Annotated in this window: 12 protein-coding genes; 5 read left to right on the top strand and 7 right to left on the bottom strand. The window is 61.2% G+C overall.

Going from position 1 to position 14,808, the window contains the following annotated elements:
• The first annotated feature begins 51 nt into the window (after positions 1-51).
• Positions 52-1,635 carry a cisplatin damage response ATP-dependent DNA ligase gene (locus tag ACZ5U1_RS04120; protein ID WP_464779492.1) on the top strand — a complete coding sequence of 528 codons (1,584 nt, stop codon included), beginning with the start codon at positions 52-54 and terminating at the stop codon, positions 1,633-1,635.
• A gap of 99 nt (positions 1,636-1,734) precedes the next feature.
• On the opposite strand, the gene ACZ5U1_RS04115 is transcribed toward ACZ5U1_RS04120, so the two are convergent.
• Positions 1,735-2,286: a hypothetical protein gene (locus ACZ5U1_RS04115; protein WP_464779491.1), complete on the bottom strand. Its 552-nt coding sequence runs from the start codon at positions 2,284-2,286 to the stop codon at positions 1,735-1,737.
• A 197-nt stretch (positions 2,287-2,483) separates the two neighbouring features.
• On the opposite strand from ACZ5U1_RS04115, the gene ACZ5U1_RS04110 reads away from it, so the two are divergent.
• The 4 genes from ACZ5U1_RS04110 to ACZ5U1_RS04095 all read left to right on the top strand — a co-directional run bounded on the left by ACZ5U1_RS04110 (position 2,484) and on the right by ACZ5U1_RS04095 (position 6,819).
• Positions 2,484-2,831 carry a GFA family protein gene (locus ACZ5U1_RS04110; protein ID WP_464779490.1) on the top strand — a complete coding sequence of 116 codons (348 nt, stop codon included), beginning with the start codon at positions 2,484-2,486 and terminating at the stop codon, positions 2,829-2,831.
• Positions 2,832-3,004: 173 nt separating this feature from the next.
• Entirely contained in the window at positions 3,005-4,210 is a 1,206-nt protein-coding gene (locus ACZ5U1_RS04105; protein WP_464779489.1) for a saccharopine dehydrogenase family protein, read from the top strand.
• Between the two features lie 97 nt (positions 4,211-4,307).
• Positions 4,308-5,480 (top strand): carboxynorspermidine decarboxylase, encoded by a 1,173-nt coding sequence (locus ACZ5U1_RS04100; RefSeq protein WP_464779488.1) that lies wholly within the window; start codon positions 4,308-4,310, stop codon positions 5,478-5,480.
• Positions 5,481-5,628: 148 nt separating this feature from the next.
• Positions 5,629-6,819, top strand: coding sequence for a type III PLP-dependent enzyme (locus ACZ5U1_RS04095; RefSeq protein WP_464779487.1), 1,191 nt, complete (start codon positions 5,629-5,631; stop codon positions 6,817-6,819).
• Positions 6,820-6,886: 67 nt separating this feature from the next.
• On the opposite strand, the gene ACZ5U1_RS04090 is transcribed toward ACZ5U1_RS04095, so the two are convergent.
• From ACZ5U1_RS04090 to ACZ5U1_RS04065, 6 genes are all read right to left on the bottom strand, one after another.
• On the bottom strand, positions 6,887-8,092 hold the full coding sequence (locus tag ACZ5U1_RS04090) for a class I SAM-dependent RNA methyltransferase (RefSeq protein WP_464779486.1): 1,206 nt from the start codon (positions 8,090-8,092) through the stop codon (positions 6,887-6,889).
• On the bottom strand, positions 8,089-9,480 hold the full coding sequence (locus ACZ5U1_RS04085; RefSeq protein WP_464779485.1) for an NAD(P)H-hydrate dehydratase: 1,392 nt from the start codon (positions 9,478-9,480) through the stop codon (positions 8,089-8,091). The genes ACZ5U1_RS04090 and ACZ5U1_RS04085 overlap by 4 nt, the downstream gene beginning before the upstream one ends.
• A gap of 360 nt (positions 9,481-9,840) precedes the next feature.
• Entirely contained in the window at positions 9,841-11,562 is a 1,722-nt protein-coding gene (ilvD, locus tag ACZ5U1_RS04080; RefSeq protein WP_464779484.1) for a dihydroxy-acid dehydratase, read from the bottom strand.
• Between the two features lie 44 nt (positions 11,563-11,606).
• Positions 11,607-12,323 carry an N-formylglutamate amidohydrolase gene (locus ACZ5U1_RS04075; protein ID WP_464779483.1) on the bottom strand — a complete coding sequence of 239 codons (717 nt, stop codon included), beginning with the start codon at positions 12,321-12,323 and terminating at the stop codon, positions 11,607-11,609.
• Positions 12,320-13,189, bottom strand: a complete 870-nt coding sequence (locus tag ACZ5U1_RS04070) for a 4-(cytidine 5'-diphospho)-2-C-methyl-D-erythritol kinase (RefSeq protein WP_464779482.1) — start codon at positions 13,187-13,189, stop codon at positions 12,320-12,322. The genes ACZ5U1_RS04075 and ACZ5U1_RS04070 overlap by 4 nt, the downstream gene beginning before the upstream one ends.
• On the bottom strand, positions 13,176-14,807 hold the full coding sequence (locus ACZ5U1_RS04065; protein WP_464779481.1) for a tetratricopeptide repeat protein: 1,632 nt from the start codon (positions 14,805-14,807) through the stop codon (positions 13,176-13,178). The genes ACZ5U1_RS04070 and ACZ5U1_RS04065 overlap by 14 nt, the downstream gene beginning before the upstream one ends.
• Position 14,808: the final 1 nt, after the last annotated feature.

Raw genomic sequence — 14,808 nt, 5'->3', positions numbered from 1 at the left:
AGGTAAAGGGCTTCGACAAGCTCAGCCCGAACGGAAGAGAGGTTTCATTCTGTGAGACAATTCTCCCAACTCCTGGACGGCCTCGTCTACACCCGCTCCCGCAACGGCAAGCTGGACCTCATCGCCCGCTACATGCGCGAAGCCCCTGATCCCGATCGAGGCTGGGCACTCGCCGCCCTAACCGGCAATCTCGACATAAAAGCCGTCAAAGCCTCCGCCATCGGAGAGATGATCCGCGCCCGCACCGACCCCGTCCTCTTCGAAATGAGCCGCGACTATGTCGGCGACCTCGCCGAAACCGTCGCCCTTCTCTGGCCCAAGCGCGAAGACCAACCCGCAGAAATAGACGACGCCACCCTCACCCTCTCCGCCATCATCGACCGCCTGCACAGCGTCAGCCGAGCCGCAGCCCCAGCCACCCTCGCCCAAATGATGGACCACCTGGACGCGTCCGGCCGCTTCGCCCTCCTCAAGCTCGCCACCGGAGGCCTGCGCGTCGGCATCTCCGCCCGCCTCGCCAAGACCGGCTTCGCCCAAGCCTTCAACCTCGACGTCGATGATGTGGAGGAATGCTGGCACGCCCTCAGCCCACCCTACACAGCCCTGTTCGACTGGGCCGAGGGCAGGTCCGGCCGCCCCGACCCGGCAGGCACGCCCTTCTTCCGCCCCTTCATGCTCGCCCACCCACTCGAAGCCGACAGCGTGGACCTGACCCACTATGCCGCCGAATGGAAATGGGACGGCATCCGCATCCAGATCGTCGGCACGGGCGAGCAGACCCGCCTCTACAGCCGCGCCGGAGACGACATCACCGCCAGCTTTCCCGAAATCGCACAGGCCTTCACCGCCCACGCAGTCCTCGACGGCGAACTCCTCGTCAAAGGCGAATTTCAGGGGGGCGAGGCGGCCAGCTTCAACGCCCTCCAGCAACGCCTCGGCCGCAAGGCGGTGACGGCCAAGACGATGGCCGACTACCCCGCCTTCGTCCGCCTCTACGACATCCTCCTCCACGCCGACGAAGACCTCCGCGCCCTGCCGTGGGATCAACGCCGCCCCCGTCTCGAAGCCATCGTCCCGACCCTGAACCCCGACCGCTTCGACATATCCGCCCTGATCGAAGCCCCCGATTTCGAAAGCCTCGCCGACATCCGCGCAGGCGCCCGCGACGCCGCGATCGAAGGCGTCATGCTCAAGCGCCGCGACAGCCCCTATGTCGCCGGGCGCAAGGCCGCGCTCTGGTATAAATGGAAACGCGATCCCCTGACCGCCGACTGCGTCATGATGTACGCCCAGCGCGGCCACGGCAAGCGCTCGTCCTTTTATTCGGACTACACCTTCGGCTGCTGGACGGAGGAAGGCGAACTCCTCCCCGTCGGCAAAGCCTATAGCGGCTTCACCGACGAGGAACTGAAATGGCTGGACCGCTTCGTACGCACCAACACGGTCAACCGCTTCGGCCCCGTCCGCGAGGTGGAAAAGTCACTGGTGCTGGAAGTGGCATTCGACAGCATCCACGACAGCAAAAGGCACAAGTCCGGGCTGGCGATGCGCTTTCCACGGATCGCGCGGATCAGGCGGGATAAGCCTGCGGCGGAGGCGGATACGGTGGAAGGGTTGAAGAGGCTGGTGAGTTAAGTCCTGCCACCACCTAGCTCTTGCAGCCCTCCTCGCTTCTGTAAGATCATTTAGCTTCTGTAAGAACATAATGATAGCAAACAGGTCGATCCTTGCATTCTAAGAGGCAGGCGTTCCGTTATTTTCGTCAACCGTGCGCATAGCCTGCACCCCGTGCTGGATGATACTAGACAAAATATTGGCGGATGTGCCAGGCGTGAACATTTCACCGATTTCTTTAAACCCCTTCGACAGCCGGTACATTTTGGCGAAATGAGTATTAAAATCGTCGATAGACCATTCGACATCAGGATATTGAAGCTGCCTCTTGGCTTTGATCGTCAGAAACTTCACCTTCCCATCAGATGTAGGACCGAACACCGTATGCGCGACGATATTACGCACTTCTAATTGCTCCTGCGCTTCTTTTATATTGTCGTCTGCCGTTTTCTCGGAATGGGTAGATCGAAGCGCATTCGCTGATCGCAGGATGTAAAGTTTACGGCTCAAATCCATATTTGCGAGCATAATAGCCGCATCTAAGTCACCCATCGACATTGCACTTTTCACCGCGTCGTTGATAGCGCTCTCCATCATGGCAAAGCAGAACATAAACTTGCCCACCAAAGCAAAGCAGTGTTCTTGGGTCAGGGGTTTGGGAGAGTGGATCATGTTTACTTAATGTCGAAGACCTAACTAATCGGCAAGCTCTCTCGATAGCTGAGGGGACCGGTATCAATGCGGACAATATATCCCAAAAGATTTTGGGGATGTGTACGACCCACCTTCAGAATCTGCTGGATTCGCTTGAAGTCAGCAGTTCGCATCCCATAGTCGGGCGCCTAACCTCCACTCCAAAGGAGCCCCCCATGCCCTACATAGGAAGCTGCCACTGCGGCGCAGTCACCTTCACCGTCGCCGCCGACGCCCCCACCCAAGCCATGTCCTGCAACTGCTCCCATTGCAGCCGCAAGGGCTTCCTCCTCACCTTCGTGCCCGCCGACCAGTTCACGCTAAACAGCGGCGAGGACAAGCTAACCGACTATCAATTCTACAAGCACAAGATCACGCACCGCTTCTGCAACATCTGCGGCACGCAATCCTTTGCGGAAGGCGATTCCCCGAACGGCCCGATCCGCGCCGTCAACCTGCGCTGCGTGCCCTCGGTGGAAATCGACGCGCTCACGATCAACAAGGTCGACGGCGCGAGCTTCTAGCCCCCCTCCGTTCGTTTCGAGCGTAGTCGAAAAACGGCAAGCGCAAACATGTCATTTCTCGACTTCGCTCGAAACGAACGGCGGTAGCTTATGTCTGACTTTGCGCTGTCACGCTCACCCCCTATATGGGCGCTTTCGCGCAACGGGCGCGCTTCACCTATGGAGCAGTGGAATTGAGCAAGGTTCTGGTCATCGGCGCGGGCGGCGTCGGGTCTGTCGCGGTTCACAAGATGGCGATGAATCCTGACATTTTCAGCCATATCACGCTCGCCAGCCGCCGCCTCATCAGCTGCGAAAAGGTCGCCGAATCGGTGAAGGCTCGCACCGGCGTCACCATCGACGTGGCGCAGGTCGATGCCGACAATGTCGCGGAAACCATTGCGCTCATCGAGAAGGTTCAGCCCAAGCTGGTCGTCAATCTGGCCCTGCCCTATCAGGACCTGGCGATCATGGACGCCTGCCTCGCGACCAAGACCGACTATCTCGACACCGCCAATTACGAACCGCGCGACACGCCGAAGTTCGAATATAGCTGGCAGTGGGCCTATCAGGACCGTTTCAAGGAAGCGGGCATCATGGCGCTGCTGGGTTCGGGCTTCGACCCCGGCGTCACCAGCGTTTTCGCGTCCTACATCAAGAAGCATCTGCTCGACCGCATCGACACGCTCGACATATTGGACTGCAATGGCGGCGACCACGGCCAGCATTTCGCGACCAACTTCAACCCGGAAATCAACATCCGCGAAGTGACCGCCCCCTCGCGCCACTGGGAAGGCGGCAAGTGGGTCGAAGGCCCGGCGCTCAAGCACAAGCAGGTCTTCGACTTCGATCAGGTCGGCGAGAAGAACATGTACCTCATGTATCATGAGGAACTGGAGTCGCTCGCGAAATTCTACCCGGAAATCAAACGCATCCGCTTCTGGATGACCTTCGGCGACGCTTATCTGAAGCATCTGGAAGTCCTTCAGAATGTCGGCATGACCCGCATCGATCCGGTCATCTACAATGGCCAGGAAATCATCCCGCTCCAGTTCCTGAAGGCCGTGCTGCCCGAACCGTCGAGCCTGGGTTCGACCACCAAGGGCAAGACCAACATCGGCGACGTCGCGACCGGCATGAAGGACGGCCAGCAGAAGACCGTCTACGTCCTCAACGTCTGCGATCATGAGGACGCCTATGCCGAAACCGGCAATCAGGCGGTCAGCTACACCACCGGCGTCCCCGCGATGATCGGCGCCGCCATGATGCTGACCGGTGCATGGAGAGGCGAAGGCGTGTTCAACATCGAACAATTTGATCCCGATCCCTTCATGGACATGCTGAACAAGCACGGCCTGCCCTGGCAGGTGAAGGAACTGGAAGCGCCGCTGGACTTCTAAATAGCCCGTCGCCCCAGCGAAGGCTGGGACCTCGTGCCTCTATACTGCGCCCTCTCGCCTGAGACCCCGGCCTCCGCTGGGTGACGGAGAATTGTTGATGGAAACCAAAGCCGGCGACCCCGCCGCCTTCGCGCATTTCGACCTGAACCGCGTCCCCTCCCCCGCTTTCGTGGTGGACGAGGCTGCGATCCGCCGCAACCTCGCCATCCTGCGTGACATAGGCGACCGCGCGGGCATCAAGGTGCTGGGCGCGCTAAAAGCCTTCTCCATGTGGTCGCTGGGCGGCGTCATCAGCGAATATCTCGACGGGGTCTGCGCATCGGGCATCTACGAAGCCCGCCTCGCCCATGAGGAATATCGCGGCGAAATCGCGACCTATTGCGCCGCCTACAAACCTGATGATCTCGCTGAAATCCTCAAAATCTCCGACCATGTCATTTTCAACAGCCCGGGTCAGATTGCGCGTCTGAAACCCATCATCGACGATGCTCGGATGAACGGTGTGAACTTCGACATCGGCCTGCGCATAAATCCCCTCCACGCGGAAGGAGAAGTGCCCAAATACGACCCCTCGCAACCCCACAGCCGCCTCGGCTTCCCGGTCGATCAACTCCGCCCCGAACATCTTGAAGGCGTCGATGGCCTCCACATCCACAATCTCTGCGAGCAGGATTTTCTGCCGCTAGAACGCACCTGGGCAGCGATCGAATCACGCGTCATGCCCCATGTCGGCAGCCTCAAATGGCTGAACCTCGGCGGCGGCCATCATGTCACCCGCGCCGACTATCAGATCGACGACCTGATTGCCTTTCTCCAGCGGATCAAGGCGCAGACCGGCCTCGACCTTTACATCGAACCCGGCGAAGCAATGGCGCTCGACGCAGGCATCCTGATCGGAGAAATTCTCGACGTCATCGACAATGGCATGCCTGTCGCCATCACCGACATTTCCGCGACCTGCCACATGCCCGACGTAATCGAGGCGCCTTATCGCCCTGCCATGCTTCACGAGCAGGAAGAGGGACCCGTGACGCGACTCGGTGGGCCATCCTGCCTAGCGGGCGACATCATCGGCGACTATCGAGTCCCCGGCGGCGCGACTCCAGGGCGGCGGATCGCCTTTCTCGATCAGGCGCACTACTCGATGGTAAAGACCAACACCTTCAACGGCGTACCGCTTCCAAGCATCTGGCTCTGGAACTCGGCAACCGGAGAACTCAAGGAAATCCGCCGATTTTCCTACCAGGACTTCAAGGCCCGTCTCTCCTGACGCACATTTCGTAGCGACCCGCGCAACAAAATTTATCGGTGCGCTTTACAGGGGGGCACCTGCCGCATATATCGCCGTTCCGCTGCCCCATGGGACTTCCACCGCAAGGCAGCTTTAATGCCCTGAACTACACTGGAGGTCCCTTGAGTTGCACAAGCACCATAGCGCGCTGGGGGTAGCGACCGCCCTCAAACCGGCAGCACCGGTAACGCTTATTCGTCCCCAGGCAGCAGCCCGGGCCGCCCAATTCTTCGCTCAGAAGTTTCCGGGGCGCTCGCTCTATGCGGTCAAGGCGAACCCTTCTGCGGACCTTCTCCGGACCCTGTGGGATAGCGGGACTACGCATTATGACGTGGCGTCCATCGCCGAGGTGCGGCTCGTTGCGCAAACGCTGCCCGATGCCAAGCTGTGCTTCATGCACCCGGTCAAGGCCGAGGAAGCGATTGCCGAAGCCTACCACGTCCATGGCGTGCGCACCTTCTCTCTCGACACGATGGACGAGTTGGAAAAGATTGTCCGCGCGACCGATGAAGCGACGGACCTGGAACTGTGCGTGCGCCTGCGCGTCTCGTCGGAGCATTCCGAACTTAGCCTTGCGTCGAAGTTCGGCGCGGAACTGGGCGAGACCCGTGGACTGTTGATGGCCACCCGTCAGGCGGCCGACGCCCTTGGCATCTGCTTCCATGTGGGCAGCCAGGCGATGAGCCCACAGGCCTACAGCGACGCCATCGAGCGTGTCCGCGCCGCCATTGTCGATGCGGCCGTCACGGTCGATATCATCGATGTCGGCGGCGGCTTCCCGTCCGTTTATCCCGGCATGGAACCGCCTGCGCTGGAAGCCTATTTCGACGCTATCTACCGCGGCTTTGAAAGCCTGCCGATCAGCTATTCGGCGGAACTGTGGTGCGAACCCGGCCGCGCGCTGTCTGCGGAATATAGCTCCATCATCGTTCGGGTAGAACGTCGTCGCGGCACCGAACTCTACATCAACGACGGTGCCTATGGCGCGCTGTTCGACGCTGCACATATCGGCTGGCGTTTCCCCGTTGCCTTGTTGCGCGAGGAAGAGAGCGAGGCGGATCTGACCGGTTTCTCCTTCTACGGCCCGACATGCGACGACATGGATCACATGGTGGGTCCGTTCATGCTGCCCGACGATGTGGTGGCGGGCGATTATATCGAAATCGGCATGCTCGGCGCATATGGCGCGGCGATGCGCACCGGCTTCAACGGTTTCACGTCAGAAGCGGTCATTGAGGTGGAGGACGAGCCTATGGCCAGCCTTTACGCCGATCCGGTTCCGGCACGCCGTCGCGCAACTGTCATCAAGCTGGGCTAAAAGGCTCAAGCTCCCCTTTGGAGAGGGTGCCTGTCCCTCGCCGCAAATATGTGGCGAGGGATTTTCTTTAAGGTCGGCGAAAGACCGCCGCCAGTTCGACATGGGTCGACCATCGGAACTGGCCGACCGGCTTCACCTTGTCCAAAACATATCCGCTCGCCACAAGATGCGCCGCATCGCGGGCAAAGCTCGCCGGGTTGCACGAAACATAGGCGATCACCGGCACTGTTGACGCCGCCAACTGCATCACCTGCTCCCGCGCGCCCGCGCGTGGCGGATCGATCACCACCGCTGCAAACCGATTGAGCTCTTCAGGAACCAGCGGCCGCCTGAACAGATCGCGATGGTCGGCAACCATTCGCCGCTGTGCCCGATTGGCCGCCAGTTTGAGCGACAGCACCAGATCGCGCGCACCCTCGGCCGCATAAACCGGACGCTCCTTACCGATGCCCAGGGCGAAAGTACCAAGCCCACTAAAAAGGTCGGCAACCGCACCGCTTACGGGTAGAGCCTCTCTCACGACCCCCAGCAGAGCAGATTCCCCATCCGGCGTGGCCTGAAGAAAGGCGAAGGGAGGGAAGGCTACGGCAACGCCACCAAATGTCATCGTGCCCGGCTCAGGCTCCCACCGCGTTTGCTGGCCATCGCCTTCGTCGATCGTCAATCGCGCCAAGCTGTGAACAGCAGCAAAGTCACGCAACGCCTCGTCCGCCGCCAAGCCGGAAACCTGAACATTCTCCAAAAGCAGGTCCACGCCCTGATCGATGAGGGACATGCGAACATGCGCCGCTCGCCTATCCGGCAGGATCAGGGGCAGCAACGCTCTCAGCGGCTCGATCAGGGTAAAAAGCCGAGGCTCCAATATCTCGCACATCGCAAGATCGATCAGCTTGTGACTACCCGATTCAGCAAAACCGATGGCGATCCGTCGCCCCTCCCGAGCGGCGCGTAATGACGCGCGGCGCCGTGTCTTGGGCGGCGACAAATGAGGCAGCAGCAATGGCACCGTCAGGCCCTGCCCCGTCAAGGCGCCGGTCACGCGCCCCGTGACGAACTCAGCGAGGCTTTGTTCATCGACATGCTGCAGTTCACACCCACCACAGGCGGGGAAATGAATACAGGGAGCTTCAACATGATGGGGACCAGTTGAAAGACTGCCATCGGCCGCCAGCCTGTCTCCCGGCGCTGCGAGCGGCACGTGCCTCCCGTCGGCGGTTACACCATCGCCCTTTGCGGCGATGCGAATTATAAGGTCATTGTCGATGTCGGTCACAGGCGGGAGGCGATAGCCGCTGGCAACCGGGTGATCAAATCATCCGCAATAAACGCCGCTCCTGCACGTCTCGCTGCCTCGCCATGAAGCCACACGGCTTCGCTCGCCGCGCGAAACGGGTCTCCCCCAACCGCCAGCCGTCCAGCAGCCAGGCCTGCCAGAACATCCCCCGTCCCGGCTGTCGATAGCCAGGATGACGCGCTGGTTGCTACAGCAACGCGGCCATCGGGTGCCGCGATGATGCTATCCGATCCTTTGAGGATCACTATGGCCCCCGTTCGCTGGGCTGCTTCAGCCGCTCGATCAATCTTGCTACCGGGCAGATCGCCAAACAGCCGCACGAACTCCCCCTCATGTGGCGTCAGGATCGACGAAGGCGGAACTGGCCCCACCTGCCCCGTTGCCAACAATGTTAGTGCGTCAGCGTCGAGCACCAGTGGATGACCGCATTGCAGCACTGCCTTCAAACGATCGGCTGCATGCTCATCAAGGCCCAAGCCAGGCCCGACCAGCACCGCCGCAAACCTGTCGTCCTGAAGTTGCGCCTTTACCTGATCAGGCTCGCCAGCCCGCAACGTCACGATGGCGTTCGCAGCGGAAGAAGTTGTGTCCATGACCAGATGTCGAACCATGCCTGCGCCGGAGCGCGCCGCAGCCTCGGCAGCAAGCCGCCCTGCCCCCGCCATGCTGCCGCCCACTATGGCTACCAGTCCACGGCTATATTTATGATCTGTTGCTCCCGGCGCTGTCAGGCGAGGCGGAGCAAGCCTATGAACGGCCCCGTCACCGCCCACGCCAATGTCCACACAAATCAGCCGCTTGAACGTACCGGCCGCAGGATGCAGCACATGAGCAGGCTTGAGTGCCCCCAGCGCAATACAGACGTCGAATTGCGGCACCGGGGACAGCAGCGCACCATTGTTCGTATCGACCCCGCTCGGCAGGTCGATGGTGTAGCTGAGACCCGCTCGCTGCCTGAGGCTGTTCAGTCGTTCGGCGACAGCTCTATCCAGCCCACGCGAAAGCCCCGTGCCGAATAGAGCATCGACCAGCTGGGTTGCCGAACCAGCGTCATTGAGGAACTCGATCGGCCCATTCCATGCTGCCCGTGCACGGCGGCTCGAATCCGTGCGGCTTTCCCCCAATGCCGCGACACGGACAGGCACGCCCCGCGCCCGCAGCAAACGGGCAACGACAAAGCCATCGCCGCCATTATTACCTGGACCGCACAGCACCAGAAGGTCTCGCCGACCGCCCGCGCGCCAAATGACCTCTGCCGCAGCGGCCCCTGCGCGCTCCATGAGTTCATATTCTGGAATACCACTCGCGAACACGGCCTGCTCGGCTTGCCGCATCTGGTCGGCAGTCAGGATGGCCGTCCCCATCATGGCATAGCCGCCGGAGGGATGGTTGCTGGCAGCCTATAATGATCCTGACCCGCGCTTACTTCGATAACAGCGTCGCTAATTATGGCGATCTTCGCGGGCTCCGCGCCATCAGCCGATGCTAAACCCCGCCTGTCTCCCAGAATATGAAAGCGGCGGAACCCACCATCGGGGTGGCGGATGGTTAGAAGCTGTCCGTCCTGCTCAACCAGGCAAGTACGCGCCCATTTGGCGTCGGCACCGATCGCGCAGTCCGCAAGAGCCCTCTTTTCCGATGCAGAGTTCGCAAAGGGGCTATGCGCCCCTTCGCCCTGATCACAGCCTGCCAGGGCAAGGCACATCAGCCCCGCCCCGGCGATCTGTTCAGATATCCGCATAGACATGGGTTTCGGTCTTTGCTCCCGGATGCGTCACTGCCCCCTTGTAAGCCGGTCCCACATTCTGTGCATAGCGCCACAGAGCGCCTGACTGATAATCATTCTGGCGAGGCTTCCAGTTCCTCTGCCGCTCGGCCAGCAGGGACTCGGAAACCTTAAGATCGATCGTGCCCGCTTCGGCGTCGATAGCGATGACGTCGCCATTCTCGACCAGCGCGATCGGACCTCCCTCGGCAGCTTCCGGTCCCACATGGCCAATGCAGAAGCCGCGCGTCGCGCCGGAGAAGCGTCCGTCGGTGATCAACGCCACCTTCTCGCCCATGCCCTGGCCGTAGAGCGCGGCAGTCGTCGATAGCATCTCGCGCATGCCGGGACCGCCCTTAGGGCCTTCGTAGCGGATGACGATAACCGATCCTTCGGCGATGTCGCGCGCTTCGACCGCCGCAAAAGCGTCTTCCTCACAATCGAAAACGCGGGCAGGCCCTTCGAACTGGAGGCGGTGCATGCCCGCGACCTTCACGATCGCGCCATTGGGAGCAAGCGACCCCTTCAAGCCCACAACGCCGCCGGTCGGCGTGATCGGCGACTTGACGTCATAGATGACCTTCTGGTCCGGATTCCAGGTCACTTCCTCGATATTTTCGGCGATAGTCTTGCCGGTGACGGTCATGCAATCGCCATGCAGCAGGCCGTTGTCGAACAACGTCTTCATCAGCATGTAGACGCCGCCAGCATCATACATATCCTTGGCGACATATTTACCGCCGGGCTTGAGGTCAGCGATGTAAGGCGTCGACTTGAAGATTTCCGCCACGTCGAACAGGTCGAAATCGATGCCGCATTCGTTCGCCATAGCGGGCAAGTGCAGCGCTCCGTTTGTCGAGCCGCCCGTCGCAGCGACGATGCGGGCCGCATTCTCGAAGGCTTCACGAGTGCAGATATCACGCGGACGGATGTTCTTCGCCAACAGTTCCATCACTTGACGGCCGGCGGCGACGGCGACCTCTTCGCGGCTCTTGTAGGGAGCGGGCGCCATGTTGCTGTTCGGCAGCGAAAGGCCGATTGCCTCGCCTACGCAGGCCATGGTATTCGCCGTATACTGACCGCCGCAAGCGCCGTGTCCGGGGCAAGCGACCTTTTCCAGCGCGATCACATCCTTCAGCGGACAGGCACCCGCCGCATATTTGCCGACCACCTCGAACACATCGACGACGGTAACGTCGCGATTTTCAAAACGGCCCGGCAGGATCGACCCGCCATAAACGAAGATCGACGGCACATTCAGGCGCAGCATCGCCATCATCATCCCCGGCAACGACTTGTCGCATCCCGCGAAAGTGACGAGAGCGTCATAGCAGTGGCCGCGAACCGAAAGCTCGACCGAGTCCGCGATGACTTCGCGGCTCGCCAGCGAGCTCTTCATGCCCTGATGGCCCATTGCGATGCCGTCCGTGACGGTGATGGTGTTGAACCGGCGCGGCATGCCGCCTGCTTCGTTCACGCCCTGACGACAGAAGTCCGCCTGCATGTCGAGCGTCGTGTTGCAAGGTGCGCTGTCATTGCCCGCCGAAGCAATACCTACGAAGGGACGGCCAATCTCTTCTTCGGTCAGGCCCATCGCATAATAATAGCTACGATGCGGAGCGCGCTCCGGACCAACCGAGACGTGGCGGCTCGGCAGTTTCGACTTGTCGAATGTATGAGACATAAAACCTACCCTTCTTGCGCGCCTCCTTTCCAAAAAGGGACGAGTCACGCAAGGCTATTGCGGCATTGTAGCACGATAGGGCTGATTATGCTGGCGAAGCGGTCTTGTCCTTCGCCATCGCTCACCAGATCCTGCCGCATCTCGATACCAAGATAAGGTATGCCATTGGCTTCGGCATGACGGTTCATTGTCGCGTTCAGCAGCCGCCCCGAGTAGGGCAACTGATCGCCGACCATCAGGCCAGCCTCCTCCAGCATCGGAATGGCGATGCGGGCCGCACGGTCATCTTCATTGTAAAGCACGCCGATGTCCCATGGCCGTTCTGTCTCGGGGTCACTTGCCAACTGCGGCGTGAAGCTGTGCACTGAGAGGATGAAAGGCGACGTCATTCCGTCGAGCAGTCGGCCAATCTGATGATGATAGGGATGATGAAAGCGGATCATCCGGTCGGAAAGGTCTGCATGGCGATTGCCGGGAATGACATGGCCGTCGCTCATCACGGGTAGCAGGCCCGGCGCGTCTTCCTCACGATTAAGGTCGATCACAAGCCTGGAAACACCACCCAATATCGCGGTACATCCCAGCTGCTCCGCGAGTAACCGACTGACCTCGGCCGCTCCGATGTCTATGGCGATGTGGTTGCTCAGCAGGGCAGGATCGATACCCAGATCGATGTCGGCAGGCACATGAGCCGACGCATGATCCGCGATGATCAGAAGGTCGGTCGGGCCGCCCTCAACTTGCGTAAATGCCTCGCTCACGCTCTGCGAATCTCCGTTTCCATGACCCACCAGCGGGGTTGCATCGCTGATATTGCGCGCGCAGCCGCTGCTCCCTCACCCGGATCATTGAATAACGCAAAACAGGTTGCGCCGGACCCTGACATCCGAGCCAGCCTGACGCCCGCTTGCTTCCGTAGCAGTGAAAGCACGTCGGCAATGACGGGCGCTACCGCGATCGCCGCCGGTTCCAGGTCATTGCGCGCGCTTGCGATCACATCGTCGAGGGTAGTGGCAGTCAAGGGGCCTCGATCCAGTTGGTCCCATCGGCTGAAGACATCGGCCGTGGAAACGCCGACACCTGGATTGACCAGGAGCATCACGGTCCCCTCCAAGCCTCGCACGTCCAGCGCCTCGAGTACTTCGCCCCGCCCACGCACCATCTGCGTAACGCTGCTGACGCAGGCCGGCACGTCCGAACCCAGTGACAGGCCGATGCGCTCCAGTTCAGCGCCGGGGAGTCGTGCGTCCCACAGCCGGTCCAGCAATCGCAACGCCGCCGCCGCATCGGCGGACCCGCCGCCAATGCCCGATGCCACCGGAAGGTTCTTCGTCAGCTTCAACACTGCGCCGCGCGCTTCACCCAGATGGTTCTGCAACGCTCGGGCAGCTCTCATGACGAGATTATCCGTGCCGGAGCCCAACGCCTCCCCGAACGGCCCATCCAGCGTCAGACTGATTTCCTCTCCATGACCTAAACTCCCGCTGAGGAGGTCTCCGTCTTTCGCAAAGACAAACAGGCTTTCCAGCGCATGATAGCCATCCGCCCGCCAATCACGCACATGCAGGGCCAGATTCACCTTGGCGAAGGCGGTTTCCACCAACATTGCAGCTTCAGGGCGCGACATATTCTGGCGTCATCCCCGTTTTCACCTTCGCCTGAAGTCGCGCCGCCACTTCTCCTTCCGCGAAGACAGCCGCAGCCCGCCAGGCGTAGCGCGCTTCATAGCGGCGTCCGGCCGCCCATAACGCGTCGCCCAAATGCTCGTTGATGGTCACATCAGCGGGAGCGCCTTCTGCCGCACGCTCCAGCACCGGCACCGCCGTTTCCACATCTCCAGTCACGAAATGCGCCCATCCAAGAGAATCCGTTATGGACGGGTCGTCTAGTTTCAGGGCGCTCGCCTTCTTCAGAAGTTCAAGCGCAGCCGGAACATTCTGCCGCCGTTCGATCTGAGCGTAGCCCAAATAGTTCAGCACCGCGGGTTCATTGGGCGCGATCTTCGCGGCGCGCTCCAAGGCTCCGCGCGCTTCGTCCCAGCGGCCCGCCTGCTCAAGCGCACTGCCCTGCATCAGCAAGAGAGCCCAAGGGACATTGTCCGCGCCGTAGCGCCCTTCGGCCATCCGGAAAGCATCAGCAGCCCCGGTGAAATCCTTCGCTTGGGCCAGCAACTGCCCCAGCTTCACCATATGATCCACGTCCGCACCAGGCGCCTTAGCCAAAGAGCGGGCGAGCAATATTGCTGCCGTGCGGTCATCAGACGCCGCGAGTGCATTGACCATCGCCGCCTGCCTAAGCGACCCAAACCAACCTTCTGGCGCGACCTGGTTCAGTTCAGACACAGCCTGTTCCCCGCGCCCAGCTTCGGTCAGCAATTGCGCCAGGACCAGCCTGTCATCAGCGCCGCCGGGATTGGCGAAGCTGGCGATGCGAGCCAGCCTGATCGCCAGCATACGGGTGCTCTCATCAGACGAAATGTCTGCAGCCAAACGCGCAAGCAGGCGGGCAAACCCTTGTGCTGGCGTCAGCGCTCGCCCCGCTTCCCCGGCTCCGCGTTTGCGCGCGATATCCTTCCGCGCCAGAGCATAATCGGCACGCCCATCGGGAAGCAAAGCCATCGCCTCCGTTCTCGCGCCCCGATCCGCAAGCTGCGCCGCGAAGGTCAGCCGCATTTCGGCGAGTTCGACCGTGCGCAGCCCCAGCGCGCGATTGATCGCCAGCCCAGCATCCGCAATGTCTCCACGGCCAAGCGCCTGGAGCGCGATATGCTCATCAATGTATCGGCGCGCGAGGGAGGCATAGCGATCCGCCGGGTCGATCTCTGGCGGCGCAACCCGGCCTTCGCCCACCGCAATCCAGCTGCGGATTATCGGCGCCAGAAAGCCGAAATTGCCTTCAGCCGCGACCCGATCCGTGATCTGACCGGCCGCCTTCCAATCCTTACGGGCCAAAGCTTCGCCAAGGAACAGGAGCGTACCGTCCCTCGGCATCAGGCCTTTGGCGTCAAGCAGCCTTGCCGATCGCAGAGCCAGAGCCATGTCCCCGCTCAGCAGGGCATGCAGGTAGGAACGCCTCGCGACCTCCACATTGTCCGAATCACCGACCAGTGCATCGCGATAGCTGTTAAGCGCGATGCGCGTCGCTCCATCACTGTCGGCCAACCTGCCCCGCGCATAGGCATGCAGCGCGCTCGACCGATCTACCGATGCGCCAGCAGGGGAAGCCAGCAGCATCGGCAGCAACATC

Source organism: Sphingobium sp. TomTYG72 (assembly GCF_055394715.1).
The sequence above is the reverse complement of the archived record's forward strand: the minus strand, read 5'-3'. Positions and strand labels throughout refer to the sequence as shown.

Coding starts and splice junctions, on each gene's coding strand:
- ACZ5U1_RS04115 (WP_464779491.1), bottom strand. CDS start 2,286: ATGATCCACTCTCCCAAACCCCTGACCCAAGAACACTGCTTTGCTTTG.
- ACZ5U1_RS04110 (WP_464779490.1), top strand. CDS start 2,484: ATGCCCTACATAGGAAGCTGCCACTGCGGCGCAGTCACCTTCACCGTC.
- ACZ5U1_RS04100 (WP_464779488.1), top strand. CDS start 4,308: ATGGAAACCAAAGCCGGCGACCCCGCCGCCTTCGCGCATTTCGACCTG.
- ACZ5U1_RS04085 (WP_464779485.1), bottom strand. CDS start 9,480: ATGATGGGGACGGCCATCCTGACTGCCGACCAGATGCGGCAAGCCGAG.
- ilvD (WP_464779484.1), bottom strand. CDS start 11,562: ATGTCTCATACATTCGACAAGTCGAAACTGCCGAGCCGCCACGTCTCG.
- ACZ5U1_RS04070 (WP_464779482.1), bottom strand. CDS start 13,189: ATGTCGCGCCCTGAAGCTGCAATGTTGGTGGAAACCGCCTTCGCCAAG.
- ACZ5U1_RS04065 (WP_464779481.1), bottom strand. CDS start 14,807: ATGTTGCTGCCGATGCTGCTGGCTTCCCCTGCTGGCGCATCGGTAGAT.